The following is a 20,796-nucleotide window of genomic DNA, read 5'->3' as shown; positions in this document are numbered from 1 at the left end:
ACCTGAGCGAGCTGAATCAGTCGCAGGGACGGCAGCTGGTGGATGACGTTCTGCACATGCTGGGAGCCGGGTTGCAACGCTGTTTGCAGGAATATCCCGCAGCGTTCACTGGTCGCCGTTCCGGCAGTGATTTTGCGCTTTACATTCCCTGTGCTGATCAGGCTCAGGCCGATGCCTTATTGCAGCAAATGTTCAGTCAGCTGGCGACCAGTGTTCTGTCGCGTCGCAAAGAGCTGATTTTTCATCTTGGTGGCGTGTTTCTGCAAGGTGTGCAGGACGACCCGGTGCAGGCGTTAAGTTGTGCTGATGCGGCTTTACGCCAGGCGCAGCGCTCACCGGAAGGCCGCGCACAGCTGTACCGCAGCGATAGCGGTAGCGGGATTCAGGAGTGGACGGCCGGTGAGTGGCGCGAGTTATTGACCGGTGTTCTGGAGGCGGGAGCGCTGCAGTTACAGTTTTTGCCGGTGATCAGCAACCGCAATCGCCGCTTGCTGCAGTTTGAAGTGTTCAGCCGTATCGTCTGGCAGGGGGAAACGTTGTCGGCGGCACGGTTCTGGCCAATGGTGGAACAGCACCAGCTGGCTGCCCGTTACGATGCCAGTATTGTTGCCCAGGTACTGGCTTTACTGGTGCAGCATGCCCCGCAGAAAGGTATTCGCTATTGCATTAATATTTCGCCGGCCTCAGTCCTGGATGAACAGTTCCACCAGTGGCTGGTGGATTTATTCCGTGCTTCACCTGCGCTGGCGGCTCATATTGCACTGGAAGTACCTGAATCATCCCTGACCGGTATCGAAACTGCTCTGGCCCGGCTGGCTATACAGCTGAAACCTTTTGGCGTAACTCTTGGTGTCGATCAGGTGGGTACCGGCAGCATGGCCTTTGCTTACCTGCAGCGTTTGCCGCTGGATTATATCCGTATTGATGGCAGCTTTAACCGCGGCCTGCATCAGGCGCAGGATCATCGTTTCTTTATCCAGTCGATGGTGCAGATTGCCCACAACCTGGATCTGCTGATTCTTGGCGAAGGAATTGAAGAAGCCGATGATGTCAGCGTACTGCGCCAGACCGGCGTGGATGGCATGAGCGGTTATTTCTTCAGCAAGCCGCTGGCGACACTGGCAGATGCTCATGCCTGGCAATTACCGGCAGACGATGACTAAGGCTGCGACATTTTGCCTCTGTATCCATAGGCTGTAACCAGTACAATGCGCCCAGTTTATACGCTGTCGTGCGGAGAAATTATTATGCGTAATATGACTGCTGTTTTGGTATTGCTGTTGGGACTGACGGGCTCTGTAATAGCCTTGTCTCAACCGCTGGATGTGAGCGGTGCTTACGTGCGGGAGCCCATTCCCGGGCGCTATATGAGTGCAGCATTTATGACGCTCACTAATACGTCAGCCACCGATAAAACACTGATCAGTGTCAGTGCTGACTGGGCGGGAATTATTGAAATACACACCCACTTGCATGATAACGGCGTGATGCGCATGCGTCAGCTGGAGTCACTGACTATCCCGGCCGGCGAAACCGTGAGCCTGCAGCCCGGTGGTCTGCATTTGATGTTGTTTAAGCTGCAGTTACCTTTGACGGAACCACTGCCATTAACCCTGTGTTTTGATGATGGTGAGTGTCAGACCGCCAGCGCTGAATTACGCAGTCTTAAATAAATTCCCCGACATTTAAACCCAATAAAAAACGCGCCCATTAAGTATTCATCAGGAATATTTACAGGGCGCGTTTTTTTATTGCTTATTATTGTCCATCATCAGGCTCCCATGCGGAGCATGGGAACGATAAATTATCGTTAAAATACTGCCAGCTCAGGCTGTTTCAGTTTGCCCGGCATTTTTCTTGGCGGTTGTTTCTTTGGTGGTTTCCGTTTCATCAGGCTGAGGTGGCTGCCATTCTTTCAGCAGTTTTAATACCTCTCCGGCTTTACGTCCCTGCATGGCACAGGCGGTCATCATGCCTGCCATTAAAGCGCCACCCACGCCTGCGGTCATCACATCGGCACCGGTCATATAAAGATTTTTAACCGGTGTGACCGGATGCAGAAACGGCTTTTTAAAACGATCGACAAAGTGATCAAGGCCGTAGATTTCACCGGCCGTGCTTTTCTGGAACCAGTCGCTCGACAACGGTGTGGATAATTCCTGAAACACCAGTTTGTCGCGTAATTGCGGCAGACGCTGGTAGAGTTTTTCCAGCAGACGCTCGCTGACACGGGCTTTGATATTTTCGTACTCTTCGCCACGCTGATTCCAGGTGCTGCCGCTCCACTGACTGAACCATTCGTGCTTGGCGACGGTGACAATTTCGACGGTGGATTTACCCGGAAAGCGGTTGTTCCAGTCAGGGTCTTTGGCCGATGGGAAGGAAATATATACGACCGGAAATTCCTGCTCCGGATCGTCATAGTAGCGCTGCAAATTGCCTTCGTGGTCGGCGCTTGGGTAAATCCACAGGTTGGTTGTGTTTAAGCCAAGTTCTTCGGCAGTCCCTTCAAAGCCCGCATAAATACAATAATGAGCGCTTGAACGCTGCACCTGTTTGGCCCAGCGTTCGGTGCCCAGTTTTTTCCGCACATCGGCGGGCAGCAGGCGCTGGGTGGTATTCCAGAAACCTGCGTTACTGACTACGCGACCGGCCGTCAGCTCGGTGCCATTGGCCAGGCGCACGCCACAGGCGCGGTTATTACGCACGATGATTTCGTCGACATCGGCGTAGGTAAAGACTTCGCCGCCGGATTTCTGAATGGTCGGAATAATAGTGCGGGCAATAGCCGAAGCGCCGCCCACCGGATAGGCACCACCGGCCAGATAATGCTTGGCGATTAAAGCGTGCATAATGAAGGCGGCGTCGGTAGGCGTCTGACCGTAATCGCCCCATTGGCCGGTCAGTACCGAAATTAATTGCTGATTGCTGGTGAGATTTTCCAGCACTTCGCGGGTGGTCTGGAAAAATTCTTTCGGCAGAAGCAGCGGACGAATGAGGTTATAGGCCCGTGCAAGCAAGGGGGGCATCGCCTGGCCGGCAAAAAAACGCGGGGTCTTGCGGCTCATTTCACGGATCAGTTCGATGTAACGATCAATCGCCTGAGCTTCCTCTGGGAAGCGTTCTTTCAGCATGGCGGAAAAGTTATCCCGGCCGGCAACAAAACCATATTCTTCTTTGCCGAGAACAATGCGGTCGTATTCGGGCTCCATTTCCGCCCACCGCAGGCGTCCTTCGCTGACCACATCAAATACCCGGCGCAGGGTAGAGGGCTTATGCACTTCACCGATGTAGTGCACGCCGACATCCCATTCAAAACCTTCACGGTCATAAGCATGGGTAAAGCCTCCGGCGGTGTAATGCTGTTCAAGAACCGCGACTTTCTGGCCCAGTAAGGACAGGAAGGCCGCGGTTGTCAGGCCGCCCATGCCGGAGCCAATAACAATTACATCGTAATGGCTGTCGGCGCGATTGGCGCGAAAGCGGGTGCCGGTTCTTACTTTGACCTTGCTCATGGGGTGCTCCTCCGGATGGGGCTGGTGTTTTGTTATTGTTATTACGACTTATCTATGCAAAAAGTTGCATATGGTTGTCAGGTTATCCCGACCACATAGGCGATGCAAGCCCAGACAGGTAGAATGACGGCGAAAATTAAGGAGAACACAGTGTCGCTGAAACACGCCATTCTGGTGTTGCTGGAAACCGAGCCGGGCTCAGGCTATGACCTGCTGAAGCGTTTCCGCGAGCATATGGGCTATTTCTGGAATGCCAGTCATCAGCAGATTTATCAGCAGCTTAAATGGATGCACGAAGCCGGCTGGCTGGCGCTGCGCACCGAGCCGCAGCAGGGGAAGCCGGACCGCAAGGTGTACGAACTAACGCTGGCGGGCCATGATGCCTTGCTTGACTGGCTGGCTGAAACCAGCAAGCCGCAGAAGGTCAATGACAGTCTGCTGGTGCGTTTGTATGGCGGCCATTTACGTGAAGCGGCCGCTATCCGTGCGGATATAGCCCATCACCGTAAACTGTATGAGCAGAACCGGGCTGCGCTGTTGTCGATTGAACAGCATTATCTGGCTTTGCCTGAAACTGAGCGGCAGCGTTACCGCTTTCCATACCTTACTTTGCGTCGCGGCATTCTGTCAGTGCAGGCCTGGCTCGACTGGGCAGATGAAGTCGACGCTTTTCTGAATCACCAATAAATTGAAAAAGGAACAACAATGGCGGGTGCAAGTTTATTAGCGCTGCTGGACGATATTGCCACGGTACTGGATGACGTGGCTGTGATGTCGAAAATGGCGGCCAAGAAAACCAGCGGCGTGCTGGGGGATGATCTGGCGCTCAATGCGCAGCAGGTTTCCGGTATACGTGCCGAGCGTGAGTTGCCGGTGGTGTGGGCGGTTACCAAAGGCTCATTGAAGAACAAGCTGATTCTGGTTCCGGCGGCACTGCTGATCAGTGCGTTTGCTCCCTGGGCGGTAATGATTCTGCTGATGCTGGGCGGCGCTTATCTGTGTTTTGAAGGCGTTGAAAAACTGCTGCACAGCATTTTACACCGCAAAGAGGCGGAAGCTGGCAAACAGCAATTGCAGCAGGCGTTGCTTAATGGCTCTGAAGATTTACTGGCGTTTGAGCAGGGTAAAATCAAAGGCGCGATACGCACCGATTTTATTCTTTCGGCAGAAATTATTGTGATTACGCTGGGCTCGGTTGCTCAGGCCAGTTTTACCACCCAGGTGCTGGTTGTCTCGGCCTTAGCCCTGCTGTTTACCTTTGGCGTTTATGGCCTGGTGGCGGCGATTGTGAAAATGGATGACGCCGGTCTGTATCTCAGTGAACGCAGCAATCGCCTGCTGCAGAGTATCGGTCGCGGGCTGCTGATACTGGCTCCGTGGCTGATGAAAACCTTATCGGTGGTCGGCACGCTGGCGATGTTTCTGGTGGGCGGCGGTATTCTGATGCACGGCGTACCACAGCTGGAACATCTGGCGCATTCGGCATCCGGTTGGGCAATTCACAGCTGGGGCACAACGCTGCCATGGCTGGCGGATATCAGCAGTGCATTACTGCCGCTGGTATTTAACCTGCTGGTGGGATTGCTGGCCGGAGCGGTGTTGGTGGGTGTAATGGCTGTGTGGGAGAAACTGCGCGGGAAAAACGCTGCGGCTGTTCAGTAAGGTTGGTATTTTCCCTTATTCAGCGGCCGGCTTCTCTGCAGCTGGCCGCAGGATAATCAGTTGTACGGCTTATTCTGTTCCTGCTGCCATTCTTCCGACATCAGCACTTCGTCGGCCGGTTTGCCGGGAATGGCATGACCTTCGCTGGCCCATTCGCCCAGATCAATCAGCTTGCAGCGTTCGCAGCAGAATGGACGGTATTTGTTTTCTGCAATCCATTCCACGTCTTTTTTACAGGTCGGGCAGTTTACTTTCATGGGGTTCTCGCAGGTTTGCTAATCGCATGTTAGTCAGCGCTGTTGCGGGCTATTTTATCGTGAGGCTGCACGTAACAGGTAGCTGTTGTGTAACAGTTCCAGCTGCTGGTGCAGTTCGGCCAGCCCCAGACTGTTATCGGCAATATCATCGGCGCGTGCACGGCGTTCATCGCGAGGCATTTGTGCGGCGATGATACGGCGGATCTGATCGGCGTTATTCTGGTCGCGGGAAGTCGCCCGTGCAATCTGAATATCGACCGGCACGTCAATCAGCAGTGTATGTTGTGTTAATAATGCCTGGCCGGATTCGAACAACAGGGGTGACACAAGAATGGCATAGGCAGAAGTTGCTTGCTGCAACTGGCGGATAATACTGTCGCGGATGCGCGGGTGAGTCTGGGATTCCAGCCACTTACGTTCATTCGGCTCGGAGAAAACTTTGTCACGCAGCCAGGCGCGGTTAAGGCTGCCGTCCGCCAGCAGTGCCTGTTCGCCGAAATGCTCCTTGATTGCCTGCCAGGCCGGCTGGCCAGGCTCAACAACTTCGCGGGCGACAATATCGGCATCGACCACAGTAATACCTTTGCCGGCAAAAAAGTCACTGGCAGCGGTTTTGCCGCTGCCAATTCCACCGGTTAAACCCAGAACCCACATCGCTGATTATTACCTGTCAGAAACGGCCCAGATACCACTGGCTGATGTCATTGCCCCAGAGGGCGGCAATCCAGCCAGCGGCGGCCAGATAGGGGCCAAAAGGAATCGGAACATTTTTGTCCCGTCCGAGAATAATAATGCCGGCAATACCAACCACAGCGCCCACCACGGAAGAGAGCAGGATGATCAGCGGCAGGCTTTGAACGCCGAGCCAGGCGCCAAGGGCGGCCAGCAATTTGAAGTCACCGTAACCCATTCCCTCTTTGCCGGTAACCAGCTTGAAGATCCAGAACACGCTCCACAATGCCAGATAGCCTGCAGCTGCGCCGTATACCGCACTGTCCAGATCGGTAAATAATCCCTGACTGTTGACCAGAAGGCCCAGCCACAGAAGGCTTAAAGTCATTGTGTCGGGCAAAATCTGATGGTCGATATCAATCACCGACATGCTGATTAACAGCCAGGTGAACACCAGCATAGCGGCCAGCTGCCAGCCCCAGGGATACACCAGTAATAACGTCGTACTCAGAATGGCGGTGGCAATCTCCACCGCCGGATAACGCAGGCTTATAGGGGTGCCACAACCGGCACACTTACCGCGCAGCAAGACCCAGCTTAGCACCGGAATATTCTGCCAGGCCCTGACCGGAGCCTGGCATTTTGGGCAGTGTGAGTCAGGCTTTAACAGGTTGAAGGGCTTACTCAGATCGTCAATGGCCGGGTGCTTGGGCAGGTTGCTGTCCATTTCCAGGCAATCCTGCTTCCAGCTGCGGAACATCATGACCGGAAAACGCAGGATAACGACGTTGAGGAAACTGCCGATGAGCAGGCCAAGTAAAAGAACGCTGCCAGCAGCGAGCCAGATATTCCCACCAACAAACTGCAAGGTTTGCATTACACCACATCCCCCATCTGGAAAATGGGCAGATACATCGCAATGATCAGGCCACCAATAACTACGCCCAGAAACGCCATCACCATGGGCTCCAGCATGGCCGTAAGGCCGTCGACTGTAGTGTCGACTTCTTCTTCAAAGTAGCTGGCGGCTTTATCCAGCATGGCATCCAGGGCGCCGGACTCCTCGCCAATACTGGTCATCTGTACCACCATATTGGGGAACACACCGGTAGCTTTCATCGCAAAGTGCATTTGCTGACCGGAAGAGACTTCATCACGGATTTTCAATACTGCTTCTTTGTAAACAACGTTACCAACGGCTCCGGCCACCGATTCGAGGGCTTCAACCAGAGGAACACCAGCAGCGAAGGTTGTTGATAGCACCCGGGCATAGCGTGCAACAGCTGCTTTTCTGATCAGTTCACCAAATAGTGGCACCTGTAAAGTGAAGCGTTCGAAACTATTACGGAATTTCGGAGAACGCTTCAACGCCTGAGTGAATGCGACACCAATAGCAATCAGGATTGCAAAGCCCTGTAACCAGTATGCTTGTACCTGTTCCGATAAAAACACTACGAACTGAGTTGGAGCGGGTAGCTCTGCGCCAAAGTTAGAGAACATTTCCTGGAATGTTGGTACGACTTTAAGCAGCAAAATGACTGTTACAATAAAAGCAATGGCCAGAGTAATTGCAGGGTACATCAGCGCTTTTTTGATTTTCTTATGCAGAGACTCGGTTTTTTCTTTATAAATAGCGACTTTATCCAGCATGGCTTCCAGCGCACCGGCCTGTTCGCCAGACTCCACCAAGTTACAGGTCAGGTCGTCAAAATATTCCGGATACTGCTTTAGTGCCGATGCAAAATCATTACCGGCAGATACAGAATCGCGAATACCAAAAATCAGCTCTTTCATTGATACGTTATCGACACCATCGGCAACGATATCGAATGATTGCACCAGTGGCACACCGGCTTTGATCATGGTCGCCATCTGGCGGGTAAAAAAGGTCACATCTCCGGTAGTTATTTTCTTCTTCTTCGGTCCACCAATACCAAATAATGGTTGCGCGACTTTGCGCACCTTAATTGGATTTACCCCTTGTTTACGTAGCTGGGCTTTCACCATCGCTGCGTTTTGGCCCGTCATATCGCCCTTAATGGTTTGACCGCGACGGTTAACACCTTCCCAGGTAAAGGAGCTGTTTTTAATTTGCTTAGCCATAATGCAATATGTCCATACGCTGGGCGGTACAATATACCGCCATAAATCTTAGTCGGTGGTTACCCGGTTGGCTTCTTCCAGGCTGGTAACCCCTTGGGCTACCTTTTGCAGCGCCGATGTACGCAAATCGTTAAAGCCTTCTTTGCGCGCCGCATCAGAAATCTCAATTGAGTTACCGCCCTCCATGATAATACGGGAGATAGCATCGGTTATTCTAACTACTTCATAAATACCGACACGGCCTTTATAACCGCCTTTACATTGCTCACAGCCAACCGGCTTATAAATCTCAGCGGTCTGCAGTTGCTCTTCGGTAAAGCCAGCTTCCAACAGCAGTTCTTTGGGAATCTCTGCCGGGGCTTTGCAGCTTGAGCATAAACGCCGCGCCAGACGTTGGGCGATAATCAGGCTGACGGAGGTGGCAATATTGAACGATGGCACGCCCATATTAGCCAGACGGGTCAGGGTTTCGGCGGCACTGTTGGTGTGCAGGGTGGAAAGCACTAAGTGACCGGTTTGGGCAGCTTTGATGGCGATAGAGGCGGTATCCAGATCCCGGATTTCCCCCACCATCACCACGTCCGGGTCCTGACGTAGGAACGAACGCAGAGCCGCCGCGAAGTCGAGACCAACGCGAGCATTCACGTTTACCTGATTAATACCTTCGAGGTTAATTTCCACCGGGTCTTCAGCGGTGGAAATATTGGTGCCTTCCACGTTAAGGATATTCAGACCGGTATACAGGGATACCGTTTTACCGGAACCGGTCGGGCCGGTAACCAGAATCATGCCCTGTGGCTTGGCCAAGGCTTCCATATATAAGGCTTTCTGGTCTGCTTCGTAACCGAGCATATCAATGCCCAGTTTGGCCGAAGAAGGGTCGAGAATACGCAGTACGATTTTTTCGCCCCAAAGGGTTGGCAGGGTGTTTACCCGGAAATCAATGGCCTTGGTTTTGGACAGTTTCATCTTGATGCGCCCATCCTGCGGGACACGCCGTTCAGAAATATCCATCTGAGACATCACCTTTAAACGAGCAGCGATCTTACCAGCCAGATTAACAGGCGGGCTGGCGACTTCATGCAGCATACCGTCTGTGCGGTAACGTACCCGGTAGCGCTTCTCATAGGGTTCAAAGTGAATATCAGATGCGCCACCTTTGATGGCATCGAGCAACATTTTGTTTACGAAACGTACAATAGGAGCATCGTCACCGGAGGAGTCTTTTTCGGCTTCCTGAGCTTTTTCCCGCGCATCCGGATCTTCCAGATCAACGTCGTCGAGTTCGCCATCCAGTTCGCCAAAGCTGTTGTCATTGGCGGCCAGAAACTTATCAACGGCACTGCCCAGTTTGTCTTCTTCAGCCAGTACCGCCTCGACGGTCATACCGGTATTAAACTTGATTTCGTCGATCGCCAGCATGGCGGATGGGTCGCTTTGCGCGACAAACAGACGGTTTCCGCGCTGAAACAGTGGCAGAACACGGTGCTTCTCGATCAGTTCGCGGCTGACCAGTTCTTTGGGCATCAGCTCAAAATCAAAGGAACTGAGGTCCAGCAGGGGGAGACCAAACTCTTCAGAAGCCAGCAATGCAATGGCACGTGATTTTATGTAACCCGATGCAACGGCGGCGGCAACGAAGCTGATTTTGTCCTGCTTTGCCTTATTGATAATTTCCTGAGCTTGCTGACTGTTGACGAGGTGTTGTTCGACGATTCGGCGTGGTAAGCCGGTTAAAACGGCCATAGAGACTTCCTCAAAGGCATTGTGCTTTTTGTACCAGAACATACCAGAGGGCAGGCGCCAGCGCCAGCGTGGAGTCTTGGCTCCATCACTGACTGCTCTGTGGCGTACTTACAAATGTTATCGGCCAGTCATTACTTTGTTATGAATTTTTCTCATTGCCGGGTAATGAGCGTGAAATGAGAAAACATATGTACATGACAGGAAGCGCTGCAGCGAAGGCAAAGTCAGAAGTAAAGAGTTTGACGCTGGGGTCAAACATCGTAAAAGGAGGCATGATCCAGTAGAAAATCCACAAGCATAATAGAAAAAAGCCAGAAAAAAGCAGCTTTTTTGTTTGTATCGGGTGTTCGATGTATTCTGTTATCAGCCATAAAGTCAGAAAGCAGGAGAGTAACGGCATTGCCCATATCCGGTTGGTGTCAAAAGCAATTAAATGCAGAGAGAGGGGCGCGATGCAGGTGCAGCATGCAATGCTGGTAAGAAAAATACGATTCTTTTTTTCAATGCCGTCCAGCAGATGCCAGCCAATTATAATAGTTGGGATGAACATCGAAATAATGGAAGACTGATACCAGTCGTTATTGAACCGACCTGATAATTTAGTCGATTCTTCCCGTAAGTAATCAAAGAACGAATATGTCAGCATCTCGGAATATTGGGCAGCATAATATTCATTAATAGGAAGGAAATGCAAAAATTTAGCATCCATCGCGGCGCGCAGGGTATTTATATCTAACTGCTGTTGATTAAAGATAATAAACAACGTGACCATTATTGGCGAAATGATTGGCAGCCACGATTTTCCTGGCCACTGCCAGAAATGCAGTAGTGAAGTATCTGAGTTGCGGGATTGTTTTAAAAGTATGGCTAAAACAACCAAGGGGAGGAATATAACAACAACCAGCTCATGAATAAAAACGGCAGAGGAAAGAAGTATCGCAGCTAAGAACCATGAGTTATGACGGATAGCCAATAAAGCACCAATACCCATAATGCTGACGTGAATATCAAGATAGTTTCTTATATTACTCAGCATTGTCATATACGGAGAGGAAAAAAATACGACAGAGAACAGCGTGAATACCCAAAAGCCTTTCATCTGCTGTTGCATTCTTAATGCAAGACTGAAAAGCAGAGCAATGAACGAAAATAATATAACCAAACCAATTGTTTCGAACATGCTCAGTGTTTCGGCTGGTGACAAATTCTGCATAAATGGCGCCAGAACACTGCCCCATGCTCCACGTTTAATAAAGCCCCATTCGTAGGTCAGCAACCAGTTAATGTCAGCCCATTGATGTACCGGATTCCAGCCTTTAATCAGAGCGTATGTTGCGCACCACAGCATGACTGAAAACTGTGCATAGTAATGCAATTTTTCTTTAACCGAATGATAAGGCAAAATATTTTTTTTAAACATAAGCTTAGGATAAAGGGCAAGCATGGGCGGATATTCCATTTTCCTGTTGTCGGGGCCAGATTTTCTAACACGCTGTTGCTTTAGGTGGGTTTTGGATATAAAAAAGCCGGCACGGTGGCCGGCTTTAAAAACTAACGGATATTAATTAGTTTTTGGCAGGAATTTAGCGCCGATCTGAGCAGTACCACCTGCGGCAGAGCTTGCCCATGTTACAGCGCCACTTACAGTGTTGATGCTAGGTGTCAGAGTATAAGAACGAGCGGCCAGTTCTTTAGGTACGGTTTCACCGGTTGCAGTGTTTGTTGAGGTGGTATCAATTGTACCGCCAAAAGTTACAACCAGCACGCCATTTGCACCGAGAGCAACACTGGCAATTTTACCGGCAGCCTGGTTGGTGCCAGTGGCCAGGCCACTTAAACCGGTGTAAGTTTCCAGGACCGAGGCTGTTGCAGGCAGGCTGGAATAACGTGCAGCATATTCACCAACAGCCAGCTGTAGTGGACGAGCTACAGACAGAGTGTTGGTCGCATCTGTGCGCAGAATATAAGTCTGATACTGAGGCACTGCAACAGAAGCCAGAATACCGATGATCGCAATAACGATCATCAATTCGATCAAGCTAAAGCCTTGTTGTTTTTTCATAGTGTGTTCTCCACTCTCGAATGAGATTTTAGTTATGGGCAATTCAAAGCGGGCTTTGAGTTGCTGTGTCACATCAGGGACAGTGCGAAGAGTGTGCCAAGCTTAGTTGGCCGCTGCAAGCCCAGTTTTCGGGTATTCGTCACGTTTTTTGATCCATGTCCGGCGATAACCTGAATGCCAATTAACCAGATTGTCAGAGAGTGACAAATATTGTCACTTTAATCGTGTTGAAACAGAGTATTGACCTTTACTCTCCCCCCTCACACCAGCCTCATCGACAGGTCAATCGCTTTGCAGTCTTTGGTCAGAGCACCAATAGAAATGTAATCCACGCCGGTTTCGGCGTAGGCGCGCAGGCTGGTATCGGTAATGCCGCCGGAGGCTTCCAGTTTTACCACACCGTTAGGGCGGCCCTGACTTTTCTGTCTGGCATGGACAACGGCAACGCGCATTTGTTCAGGATTGAAGTTGTCGAGCATGATGATGTCGGCACCGGCATCGATGGCTTCGTCCAGTTGCTGCATGGTTTCCACTTCTACCTCAACCGGTTTGTCGGGGGCAATGTCGTGTGCCTGGCTGACTGCTGCGCGAATGCCGCCGGCTGCCATGATATGGTTTTCCTTAATAAGGAAAGCATCGTACAGGCCAATACGATGGTTAAAGCAGCCGCCGACGCTGACTGCGTACTTCTGTGCGATACGCAGACCAGGAATGGTTTTGCGGGTATCGAGCAGTTTTACGCCGGTGCCGGTCACCTTATCGGCATAGAAGCGGCACAGGGTGGCAGTGCCGGACAGGCTTTGCAGAAAGTTCAGGGCGCAGCGCTCGCCGGTCAGCAGCGAGCGGGCACTTCCCTGCAGTTCGAACAGCGTCTGATTGGGGCGTACCCACTGGCCTTCGGATACGCGCCAGATCACGCTGACGGCCGGATCGAGCTGGCGGAATACTTCATCTACCCAGGCGCGTCCGGCAACAATGGCGCGCTCACGGGAAATGATGCGCGCTTTGGCTTGCTGAGTTGCCGGGATCAGACGGGCGGTAATATCGCCGCTGCCCACATCTTCTTCCAGCGCACAGGCAACGATGGTGGCGATATCATTTTGATGCAGGCTCAGATCCATGGTTTAAGAAACTCTTTGTCAGCTTGAAGACGACCGGGCTCAGCAGTAACAGGGCAACCAGGTTTGGCAGCGCCATCATTGCGTTGAGGGTATCGGCAATCAGCCAGGCGACGTCGAGTTCACGCGTTGCACCGATCGGAATGGCCAAAACCCAGATGATCCGGAAAATGGGCACGGATTTTACACCGAACAGGTACTCTGTGCATTTCTCTCCATAAAAAGACCAGCCAATAATGGTGGTGAAGGCAAAAATCGCCAGGCCGAGGGTCACAATATAGTTACCAACGCCGGGCAGGCCGAGGGCGAAAGCGGCGGAGGTGAGGTTGGCGCCACTTAAGCCTTTGCCGGCGACACATTCGGCGACTTCCGGCGGGCACAGCTGCCAGGCACCGGAGGCGACAATCACCAGCCCGGTGATGGTGCAGATAATGATGGTGTCGATAAAGGTACCCAGCATGGCAATGCTGCCCTGACGCACCGGGTTGTCAGTCTGGGCGGCGGCGTGGGCAATCGGCGCGCTGCCCAGACCGGCTTCGTTAGAGAAGACACCGCGGGCCACACCAAAGCGGATGGCTGCCCAGACCGCTGCGCCGGCAAAGCCACCCACTGCCGCAGTCGGATTAAAGGCGTGGTGAATAATCAGTTCAATTGCCTGTGGTACCCGGTCGGCAAAGATCACCAGCAGTATCAGGCCACCAAGTATGTAAGCAATCGCCATAAAAGGGACGAGCTTACCGGCCACTTCAGAGATACGGCGAATGCCACCTAATAGCACCATGCCAACGAGAATGGCGATGGCTACGCCGGTCGCCCATTCCGGCACACCAAAACCATCGTGCAGAGCGTCGGCGACCGAGTTGGCCTGTACGCCGTTACCGATACCGAAGCCCGCCAGCATACCGAAGAAAGCGAAGACTAATGCCATCCAGCGGAATTTCGGGCCAAGGCCATTGCGGATGTAGTACATCGGGCCGCCAACATAATGGCCCTGCTCGTTGCGTTCACGGTAGTGAACGGCAAGTACGGCTTCAGCGTACTTGGTGGCCATGCCCAGCAGGGCAATCAGCCACATCCAGAACAGCGCCCCAGGCCCACCGGAAGCAATGGCGGTGGCAACCCCGGCAATATTTCCGGTACCGATAGTGGCTGACAGCGAGGTCATCAGGGCGTTGAATCCGGATATTTCGCCCTGACCTTTGCCTTCGCGGTTGGTCCACAGATAGACGAAACCGCGTTTGATATTACGGATCGGATAAGCTTTCAGGCCGATGGTCAGATACAGGCCGGTGATACCGATCAGAAACAGCATGGGCGCACCCCAGGCCCAGCCATTAATCGTCTTAATAAACTCCAGCATGCTGCTCTCTCTTTATTGTCATTTTATGTCAGCGGTCACTATAAAGGTTGTGGCAGGGGCTGCCAAACTGACGACACCGCTAAAAAGCGTTAAGGTGTCGACTTTGTTCATGGTATCCGGGAGCACAAGCATGAAAGTGAGTGAGGGGCGTCTGGATAGTGCCTGCTGGTGTCCGTCACCGAACTTTGGCCCGCGCCCGTCCGGTAGTGAGGGTGAGATCAGTCTGTTGGTGATTCACAATATCAGCCTGCCGCCAGGCCAGTTTGGTGGTGGTTATGTGCAGCGTTTTTTTCAGAATGAATTGCCGGTCGATGAGCATCCGTACTTTGCTGAAATCGCTTCTCTGCAGGTTTCCAGTCACTTACTGATCGAGCGCGACGGAACCGTAACCCAGTTTGTGAATTTTAAGGACCGCGCCTGGCATGCCGGGCGTTCGGTTTATGACGGCAGGGAAGACTGCAACGACTATTCTGTAGGTATTGAGCTGGAAGGAACGGACACCGATGCCTACAGTGCGGTGCAATACGTTACGCTGGCTGCTGTCATCAGAGCGTTGCAGCAGGCCTATCCTGCTATCGGTGCGCGTATTACCGGGCACGAGCATATTGCGCCAGGGCGGAAAACCGATCCGGGCCCGGCATTCGACTGGCAACATTTACTCCGTTTATTGGCTTCGTCCGGAGATTGAGAGGCTGTTATGAAATTTCTGATCGTTTTTATCGCACTGGTACTGCAATCGCAATTACCTTTGCCGCAGCGCAGTACACGCAGCCGCACCTTTGCGCGCTGGCTCAGCCTGTGGCTGCCGCGCAGCTTTTTTCCGCGTATCCCGCGCCACGTTAAATACGCCCTGATCGTGGTTATTCCGGCGTTGCTGCTCGCCTCCGGTTTCTGGTATCTGGAGCAGTTTGCCTGGGGATTAATCAGCTTTGTGCTGGAAATCCTGTTGTTGCTTTATGTGCTGTCGCACATCGGTATTGAGCGGCACCTGCAGGAATACCGTGAAGATTTGCAGCAGGGGGATACTCAGGGGGCTTATCACTGTGCTGAAAAATTCCTCGCGGTACCGGAAGTCAGCGTGACGGAAGATACCGGTCAGATGAACGAGCAGGTAATTAAAGCGCTGTTGCATCGCTGGTTCGAATATTTTTTCCTGATGGTTTTCTGGTACATGATTGCCGATGTCGCTGGGGTATTGCTGGCCTGGTTCAGTGTGCAGTATGCGCGCGCCAGCGACTGTGATCAAAAAGCCTGGCGTTACCTGCACTGGCTGGAGTGGATTCCGGTTCGTCTGTTAGGGCTTACTTATGGTCTGGCGGGTAATTTTATGCGTGCCCTGCCGGTCTGGCAGGGGTATTTATGGCAGCTGAAAGCGAGTGGCGCCGATATTTTGTTTTCCGTCGCCAGCAGTGCGTTATCCCATAACGGTGAGCAGAGAAAATGGCATAGCGTTGCTGACGATGGTGAGGCGGCGGCACGGGAGCTGGATGAATGGCATCAGCTGCATTTGCGCAGTGTCTCTATCTGGATGGTTATGATCGCTGCGGCCACGGTAGGAGGGTGGTTGCTGTAGTAACAGCGGTTTAAAAGTCGCTGCCCTGATAGTACTTAATGCACGGTCAGGGCAGCATTATTGTCTCTTACCTTCAGCCTTTAATGGCAATGCCGACCGGCAACTCTTCAAACCAGTTCAGAAATTCGTGCACATAGGGTGGCTGAAACAAGCGGCCATGCTGTGGTGCCATAATCTGAATATCCAGTTGCCGTACGCGACGAACCCAGTCCAGCTTTGCCTCATTCGACGGCATCCAGCGCTGGTGGAATTTACGCATTTTGGGAATATGCGTACTCATATTGTCGACCCAAAGCGGAGCATCGGTGGATTCCATCGCCGCTCCGATATCGCCACTCATTAATATTTTAGCTTTCGGATCATAGACATTAAAATTGCCGGAAGAATGCAGATAATGGGCAGGAATAAACTGCAGCTGAATGCGGCCAAGATTCAGCGTCATGCCTTCATCCGGAATTGAGCAATACTCTATTTTTTCCATACCGAAGTGACGGATAAAACTTTCCCATAACCAGGGGGAGTAAAGCTTGGCATTGGGTAATGCCTGATCCCATAAACCCAGCGACGAGATAATGTCAGGATCCTGATGCGAGGCAAATAAATGTGTGATCTGTTCGGCGGGTACGAATTTTAATACCGCTGACAACATCGGGGCGAAGAGCTCAATACCGCCCGGATCCAGCAGAATGGTCTGATCACCACTCTGAATCAGATATTGATTGGTATCGATAATACCTTCGGCTTTATGTGGGTCGCGGCCGAACATAATCCAGCGGTGATCACCGTCTTCGTACAGCGTGGTTGCTAGCATAGTGCGATTCCTTATCCTGTTTATCGTCCGTTGCGGATTATTGTGTGTGTTTTTGCCGCTGCCCGAGCAGGCGTCTGGCCTGGCTCAGGTGAGCGCGGATTTTGTCGGCGGTATCGGTAATATTTTGCGCAATCACCTCCAGCTGATTACGGAAATCACCGGCTGAGGCGGCTTCTACTTTGCTGGAAGTGGCAATCAGATTGGCGGTGCGGATGTGTTTATCGCCTTCTTCCAGCTGTTGCTCCAGTTCACGCAGACCACGGCTGAGGGTTTGCGACAACGTCTCGCGCTGTTTATAGCAGTTCTGCATCGAAACGGTCAGCGAACCGAGGTTCTGGCTGTGCTGGTCGGCGACCCAGCCAAATTTGTCGGCGGCGGTACTGGCGCGCCACAGAGCTACTGCGTTATGGGATAAATGCTCAGAGACGCCGTTAATATATTGCGACTGGCGGATAATGTCGGATGCCAGCTCATCAATAAAATGCGTAATTGCCTTAAAACCTACGGTTTTGGAACCGGCGCGGACGGCCAGCGCACGGGCGTTTTTGGCTGTCAGGGCGAGTCCTTTGGCTTCCAGCATGGCCTGATGCAATTCGGCGGCAATGCTGGCAGCGGTAACAAAAATAGGTGTAGCCATAATCAGTGTGTCCGGCAGGGGCTCTGGTATCTGAGCGCGAATACTGAAAAGTATAGATAGTTTTTCTGTTATCTCCGCAGATCAGTTCGCGGTTATCTTCTGGTTCGGTAATTCAGTGCCTGCGGCATTGGTTTTCAGCCAGCCACGCACGCGGCGCACGATCAGGTTGCTGTCGTCGTAATTCAGATCAAATGCCGGAATTTCGATTTGCTGATATTGCAGGCGTTGTTTATGCCGCATGCTGCCGGCGCGTTGCTGAGTAGCATAAACAGGGCTGATGCTCTGCTCGCTGATCAGATCGAGTAATGGCAGATCCAGCCGCACCAGTTGCTGATTCAGTGGCACGGGAGACAGCGGGTTATCCAGGGCATCAATCAGAATCAGCGCCAGTCCGCGCTCCTGTGCTTTACTCTGGCTGCCTGCATTGCCTGCCGTTTTACTTGTCGCGCCGTTCTTGCTGCGCGTCAGTAAAAAATCAGCCGCCCAGTTGGCGCTGTTGCCACAGGCAATCACCACAATATTGAGCTGACCACGCTGATTGAGAAAGCTGATACCCTGACGGATACGGTCCTGCATCTGCTCGCGGTAGCGTTCGTTGGGGTCCGTTTTCTCTGCCGGTGCCGCTGTCTGCGGTTCATCTGCGGTTGGCAACGGTGGTAGTCCGCTCAGTCTTGGTAAGGCCGGTTCGGCGGCATTAAATGCACTGTCCTGTCCGTCGCTGGAGGTTTTTTCAACAGCACTGATGCCATTGCTGTCGACGCTGTCCGCGGCTGGTGTTGCTGCCGGCGGTGACGCTTCAGAAGGCTCTGCGGCATTGTCGGCAAGGGTTGCTTCAGGAACTTCTGTGGTTGCCGGCGTGGCGGCGGCCGTATATTCGGCCGTACTGGTGCGTGCCGGTGGCTGTGCTACAGGTTGCTCCGGCAGTTCGATGCTCAGGGTGGTCCAGCCATAAGCCGGCAGGGTTTCACGCAGCGGCGCGACGATTTCCGGCCAGTGCCCGTGCTGGCCATTGTCGTGCAGAATCAGCACGCCGCCCTGAGGCTGGCCACGGGTTTCGGTTAACAGCAGGCCGTAAAATTCACTTTCGGCGGCAACCAGTCTGACCAGTTCGGATTCACGGCTGTGCAGTTGCAGATATTGCAGCAGACCGTAATGGCGGCTGGCGTCCGGATTCGGAACAACCCGCGGCAGTTGCTTTACGGCGGTTTGATTCGGATCTTCCGGTGACTGCGGATCTTCTGTTGCCGCAGGCGCTTCTGCAGTATCCGGTAATACTGCGTCACTGGCCGGCACTGGCTGACCGCTCTCATTGCCGCTGTTGTCATTGTTGCCGTTGCCGCCGGTATCGTCACCGTCTGCGGCATAAAGCACACAGCTGCCCAGCAACAGCAGAGCGGGCAAGGCTTTGAGCAGGTTTTTCAGCAACCCTGAGAGAGCCGTCATGGGCGTAAAATCCTTAAAAACTGACGCTTTTCAGGCTTACAGCAAAAGCCGTTCCTGTTTTCTGGCTGTGGCTGACATGGTGTTGCCGGCGGTAGTGTTCGCCGCGCTCAGACCTTACAATGCGCGCTGAATTTCTCTTTGCCGGAACCGCTGATGAAAGACTTCCTGATTGCACCGTCCATTCTGTCTGCCGACTTTGCCCGTCTGGGTGAAGAAGTTGAAAACGTACTGGCCGCCGGAGCCGACGTGGTGCACTTCGACGTGATGGATAACCACTACGTACCGAACCTGACCATCGGCCCGATGGTGTGTAAAGCGCTGCGCAATCATGGCATCAAGGCACCGATTGATGTGCACCTGATGGTAAAGCCGGTGGATCGTCTGATCGGCGATTTTATTGAAGCCGGTGCAACCTATATCACCTTCCACCCGGAAGCGTCTGAGCATATCGACCGCAGCCTGCAGCTGATTAAATCGGCGGGCTGTAAGGCGGGCCTGGTGTTTAACCCGGCAACACCACTGCATTACATGGACTATGTGATGGATAAGCTGGATGTGGTGCTGCTGATGTCGGTTAACCCGGGTTTTGGTGGTCAGTCTTTTATTCCGGCCACACTGGATAAACTGCGTGAAGCGCGCGCCAAAATTGATGCATCGGGTCTGGACATCCGTCTGGAAATCGACGGTGGTGTTAAGGCCGATAATATCCGCGAAATCACCGCTGCCGGTGCCGATATGTTTGTCGCCGGTTCTGCCATTTTTAATGCGCCGGATTACAAAACCGTTATCGATCAGATGCGTGCAGAAATCGCTGCTGCGGCGAAGTAACGGATGCGCTGGAATGCTGCGCTGAGTGCGCATTTTACAGTGGCTTCAGGCCCGCAGTTATTGCTGCTGGATCTGGATGGCACACTGATTGACAGTGTGCCCGATCTGGCGGCCGCGGTGGATATTATGCTGGCAGGTCTTGGCCGTGCAGCCGCCGGCAAAGAAAACGTCAGCCACTGGGTCGGTAACGGTGCGGATATGCTGATCCGTCGTGCCCTCTGCGACGGTGATGAACAGGCTGCCGTGGCGTTGGCCACCGGGCATGTGCAACCGGCGCGGGCGCTGTTCGATCAGGCGTATCTGAATGCCCTGCATCATGCCACCGGCGCATATCCGGGCGTTAGCGAGTGGTTGCAGCAGGTGTCGGTGCCCAAGGTGTTGATTACCAATAAACCGCGTTTATTTACCCTGCCTTTACTGCAATCACTGGGCTGGGAAGAGTACTTCGTTCAGGTGTTGTGCGGCGATGATCTGGCCGAGAAAAAACCATCAGCCATGCCTTTGTTACACGCCTGCCAGACGCAGAATGTGACACCGCAACAGGCACTGATGATCGGTGATTCGCGTAACGATATTCAGGCGGCAAAAGCGGCGGGTATTGCCAGTGTTGCCGTCACTTACGGCTATAACCACGGCGAAGATATTCACAGCGCCCGGCCTGACTGGGTGGTGGATAATCTGCTGCAGTTACTCGGCTGATACTATCAATACTAACAGCGGCGGCCTAACCGCCGCTGTTGTCTGCTTTCTTTATCTGCCCGAAAACGGCTTAAAGGCACTGCTGTCCCACAGTTTTTAATCAGCACCATAAGTAGCAAAAACAGCATTTTTTAACATCAAGGCCTGCTGCCTCCCAGGGGAACTTATCCCCTTGCCGGCGGGCCGACCCCAGCTTCGCGCTTTCTGGGCCGTCACCCTTGAAACCTTGATACTTACTGGCCGCGCGCCTCATCGGCCATAAATGGCCGGAGCCGCTTGTCCGGATCCCTGCCGCCAGACCAGACAAAAC

The 20,796-nt window shown here is 52.9% G+C and carries 21 protein-coding genes; 8 read left to right on the top strand and 13 right to left on the bottom strand.

Annotation, left to right across the window (positions count from 1 at the left end):
• Positions 1-1,163, top strand: a 1,163-nt coding sequence (locus tag B3P58_RS11845) for an EAL domain-containing protein (RefSeq protein ID WP_286717702.1), incomplete at its 5' end; no start/stop codon positions are given.
• Between the two features lie 84 nt (positions 1,164-1,247).
• Entirely contained in the window at positions 1,248-1,673 is a 426-nt protein-coding gene (locus B3P58_RS11840) for a copper chaperone PCu(A)C (RefSeq protein ID WP_286717700.1), read from the top strand.
• A 153-nt stretch (positions 1,674-1,826) separates the two neighbouring features.
• Here B3P58_RS11840 and B3P58_RS11835 read toward each other — a convergent pair whose 3' ends face one another.
• Positions 1,827-3,515, bottom strand: a complete 1,689-nt coding sequence (locus B3P58_RS11835; protein WP_286717698.1) for a phytoene desaturase family protein — start codon at positions 3,513-3,515, stop codon at positions 1,827-1,829.
• 150 nt (positions 3,516-3,665) lie between these two features.
• Between B3P58_RS11835 and B3P58_RS11830 the strand changes: the two genes are divergently transcribed.
• Positions 3,666-4,202 carry a PadR family transcriptional regulator gene (locus B3P58_RS11830; protein ID WP_286717695.1) on the top strand — a complete coding sequence of 179 codons (537 nt, stop codon included), beginning with the start codon at positions 3,666-3,668 and terminating at the stop codon, positions 4,200-4,202.
• Between the two features lie 18 nt (positions 4,203-4,220).
• Positions 4,221-5,177, top strand: coding sequence for a DUF808 domain-containing protein (locus B3P58_RS11825; RefSeq protein ID WP_286717693.1), 957 nt, complete (start codon positions 4,221-4,223; stop codon positions 5,175-5,177).
• A 56-nt stretch (positions 5,178-5,233) separates the two neighbouring features.
• Here B3P58_RS11825 and yacG read toward each other — a convergent pair whose 3' ends face one another.
• The 9 genes from yacG to B3P58_RS11780 form a co-directional block, all read right to left on the bottom strand.
• Positions 5,234-5,434 carry a DNA gyrase inhibitor YacG gene (gene yacG / locus B3P58_RS11820; RefSeq protein ID WP_145469683.1) on the bottom strand — a complete coding sequence of 67 codons (201 nt, stop codon included), beginning with the start codon at positions 5,432-5,434 and terminating at the stop codon, positions 5,234-5,236.
• 54 nt (positions 5,435-5,488) lie between these two features.
• On the bottom strand, positions 5,489-6,088 hold the full coding sequence (coaE, locus tag B3P58_RS11815) for a dephospho-CoA kinase (RefSeq protein WP_286717691.1): 600 nt from the start codon (positions 6,086-6,088) through the stop codon (positions 5,489-5,491).
• 16 nt (positions 6,089-6,104) lie between these two features.
• A complete protein-coding gene (locus tag B3P58_RS11810; protein WP_286717689.1) occupies positions 6,105-6,983 on the bottom strand; it encodes a prepilin peptidase in 879 nt (292 codons plus the stop codon).
• Positions 6,983-8,209 (bottom strand): type II secretion system F family protein, encoded by a 1,227-nt coding sequence (locus B3P58_RS11805; RefSeq protein WP_286717687.1) that lies wholly within the window; start codon positions 8,207-8,209, stop codon positions 6,983-6,985. The genes B3P58_RS11810 and B3P58_RS11805 overlap by 1 nt, the downstream gene beginning before the upstream one ends.
• 48 nt (positions 8,210-8,257) lie before the next feature.
• Positions 8,258-9,955: a type IV-A pilus assembly ATPase PilB gene (gene pilB / locus B3P58_RS11800; protein WP_286717685.1), complete on the bottom strand. Its 1,698-nt coding sequence runs from the start codon at positions 9,953-9,955 to the stop codon at positions 8,258-8,260.
• Between the two features lie 139 nt (positions 9,956-10,094).
• On the bottom strand, positions 10,095-11,399 hold the full coding sequence (locus B3P58_RS11795; RefSeq protein ID WP_286717683.1) for a hypothetical protein: 1,305 nt from the start codon (positions 11,397-11,399) through the stop codon (positions 10,095-10,097).
• 117 nt (positions 11,400-11,516) lie between these two features.
• Positions 11,517-12,017 carry a pilin gene (locus B3P58_RS11790; RefSeq protein WP_286717681.1) on the bottom strand — a complete coding sequence of 167 codons (501 nt, stop codon included), beginning with the start codon at positions 12,015-12,017 and terminating at the stop codon, positions 11,517-11,519.
• Positions 12,018-12,277: 260 nt separating this feature from the next.
• Positions 12,278-13,138: a carboxylating nicotinate-nucleotide diphosphorylase gene (nadC, locus tag B3P58_RS11785; protein ID WP_286717679.1), complete on the bottom strand. Its 861-nt coding sequence runs from the start codon at positions 13,136-13,138 to the stop codon at positions 12,278-12,280.
• Complete coding sequence (locus B3P58_RS11780) at positions 13,113-14,495, bottom strand: alanine/glycine:cation symporter family protein (RefSeq protein ID WP_225692244.1); 1,383 nt, start codon at positions 14,493-14,495, stop codon at positions 13,113-13,115. Before B3P58_RS11780 ends, nadC begins: the two co-directional genes overlap by 26 nt.
• Positions 14,496-14,625: 130 nt before the next feature.
• Here B3P58_RS11780 and ampD point away from each other — a divergent pair, with 130 nt between their 5' ends.
• Positions 14,626-15,183, top strand: coding sequence for a 1,6-anhydro-N-acetylmuramyl-L-alanine amidase AmpD (ampD, locus tag B3P58_RS11775; RefSeq protein ID WP_286717678.1), 558 nt, complete (start codon positions 14,626-14,628; stop codon positions 15,181-15,183).
• Positions 15,184-15,192: 9 nt separating this feature from the next.
• The gene (gene ampE / locus B3P58_RS11770) at positions 15,193-16,068 is read left to right on the top strand and encodes a regulatory signaling modulator protein AmpE (protein WP_286717676.1); all 876 of its coding nucleotides are present in this window, start codon (positions 15,193-15,195) and stop codon (positions 16,066-16,068) included.
• Positions 16,069-16,141: 73 nt separating this feature from the next.
• On the opposite strand, the gene B3P58_RS11765 is transcribed toward ampE, so the two are convergent.
• The 3 genes from B3P58_RS11765 to B3P58_RS11755 all read right to left on the bottom strand — a co-directional run bounded on the left by B3P58_RS11765 (position 16,142) and on the right by B3P58_RS11755 (position 18,959).
• Complete coding sequence (locus B3P58_RS11765) at positions 16,142-16,879, bottom strand: MBL fold metallo-hydrolase (protein ID WP_145469672.1); 738 nt, start codon at positions 16,877-16,879, stop codon at positions 16,142-16,144.
• A 37-nt stretch (positions 16,880-16,916) separates the two neighbouring features.
• Positions 16,917-17,516: a hypothetical protein gene (locus B3P58_RS11760; protein ID WP_145469671.1), complete on the bottom strand. Its 600-nt coding sequence runs from the start codon at positions 17,514-17,516 to the stop codon at positions 16,917-16,919.
• 81 nt (positions 17,517-17,597) lie between these two features.
• Positions 17,598-18,959: a DUF3530 family protein gene (locus tag B3P58_RS11755; protein ID WP_286717674.1), complete on the bottom strand. Its 1,362-nt coding sequence runs from the start codon at positions 18,957-18,959 to the stop codon at positions 17,598-17,600.
• Between the two features lie 153 nt (positions 18,960-19,112).
• Here B3P58_RS11755 and rpe point away from each other — a divergent pair, with 153 nt between their 5' ends.
• Together rpe and B3P58_RS11745 are read left to right on the top strand one after the other, a co-directional pair.
• On the top strand, positions 19,113-19,787 hold the full coding sequence (rpe, locus tag B3P58_RS11750) for a ribulose-phosphate 3-epimerase (RefSeq protein ID WP_145469669.1): 675 nt from the start codon (positions 19,113-19,115) through the stop codon (positions 19,785-19,787).
• Between the two features lie 3 nt (positions 19,788-19,790).
• Complete coding sequence (locus tag B3P58_RS11745; RefSeq protein ID WP_230332741.1) at positions 19,791-20,486, top strand: phosphoglycolate phosphatase; 696 nt, start codon at positions 19,791-19,793, stop codon at positions 20,484-20,486.
• Positions 20,487-20,796 lie beyond the last annotated feature (310 nt).

This window comes from Thalassolituus sp. UBA2009, from assembly GCF_002335285.1.
In the GTDB taxonomy this organism is placed as follows: domain Bacteria; phylum Pseudomonadota; class Gammaproteobacteria; order Pseudomonadales; family Oceanobacteraceae; genus Venatoribacter; species Venatoribacter alkanivorans.
The sequence above is the reverse complement of the archived record's forward strand: the minus strand, read 5'-3'. Positions and strand labels throughout refer to the sequence as shown.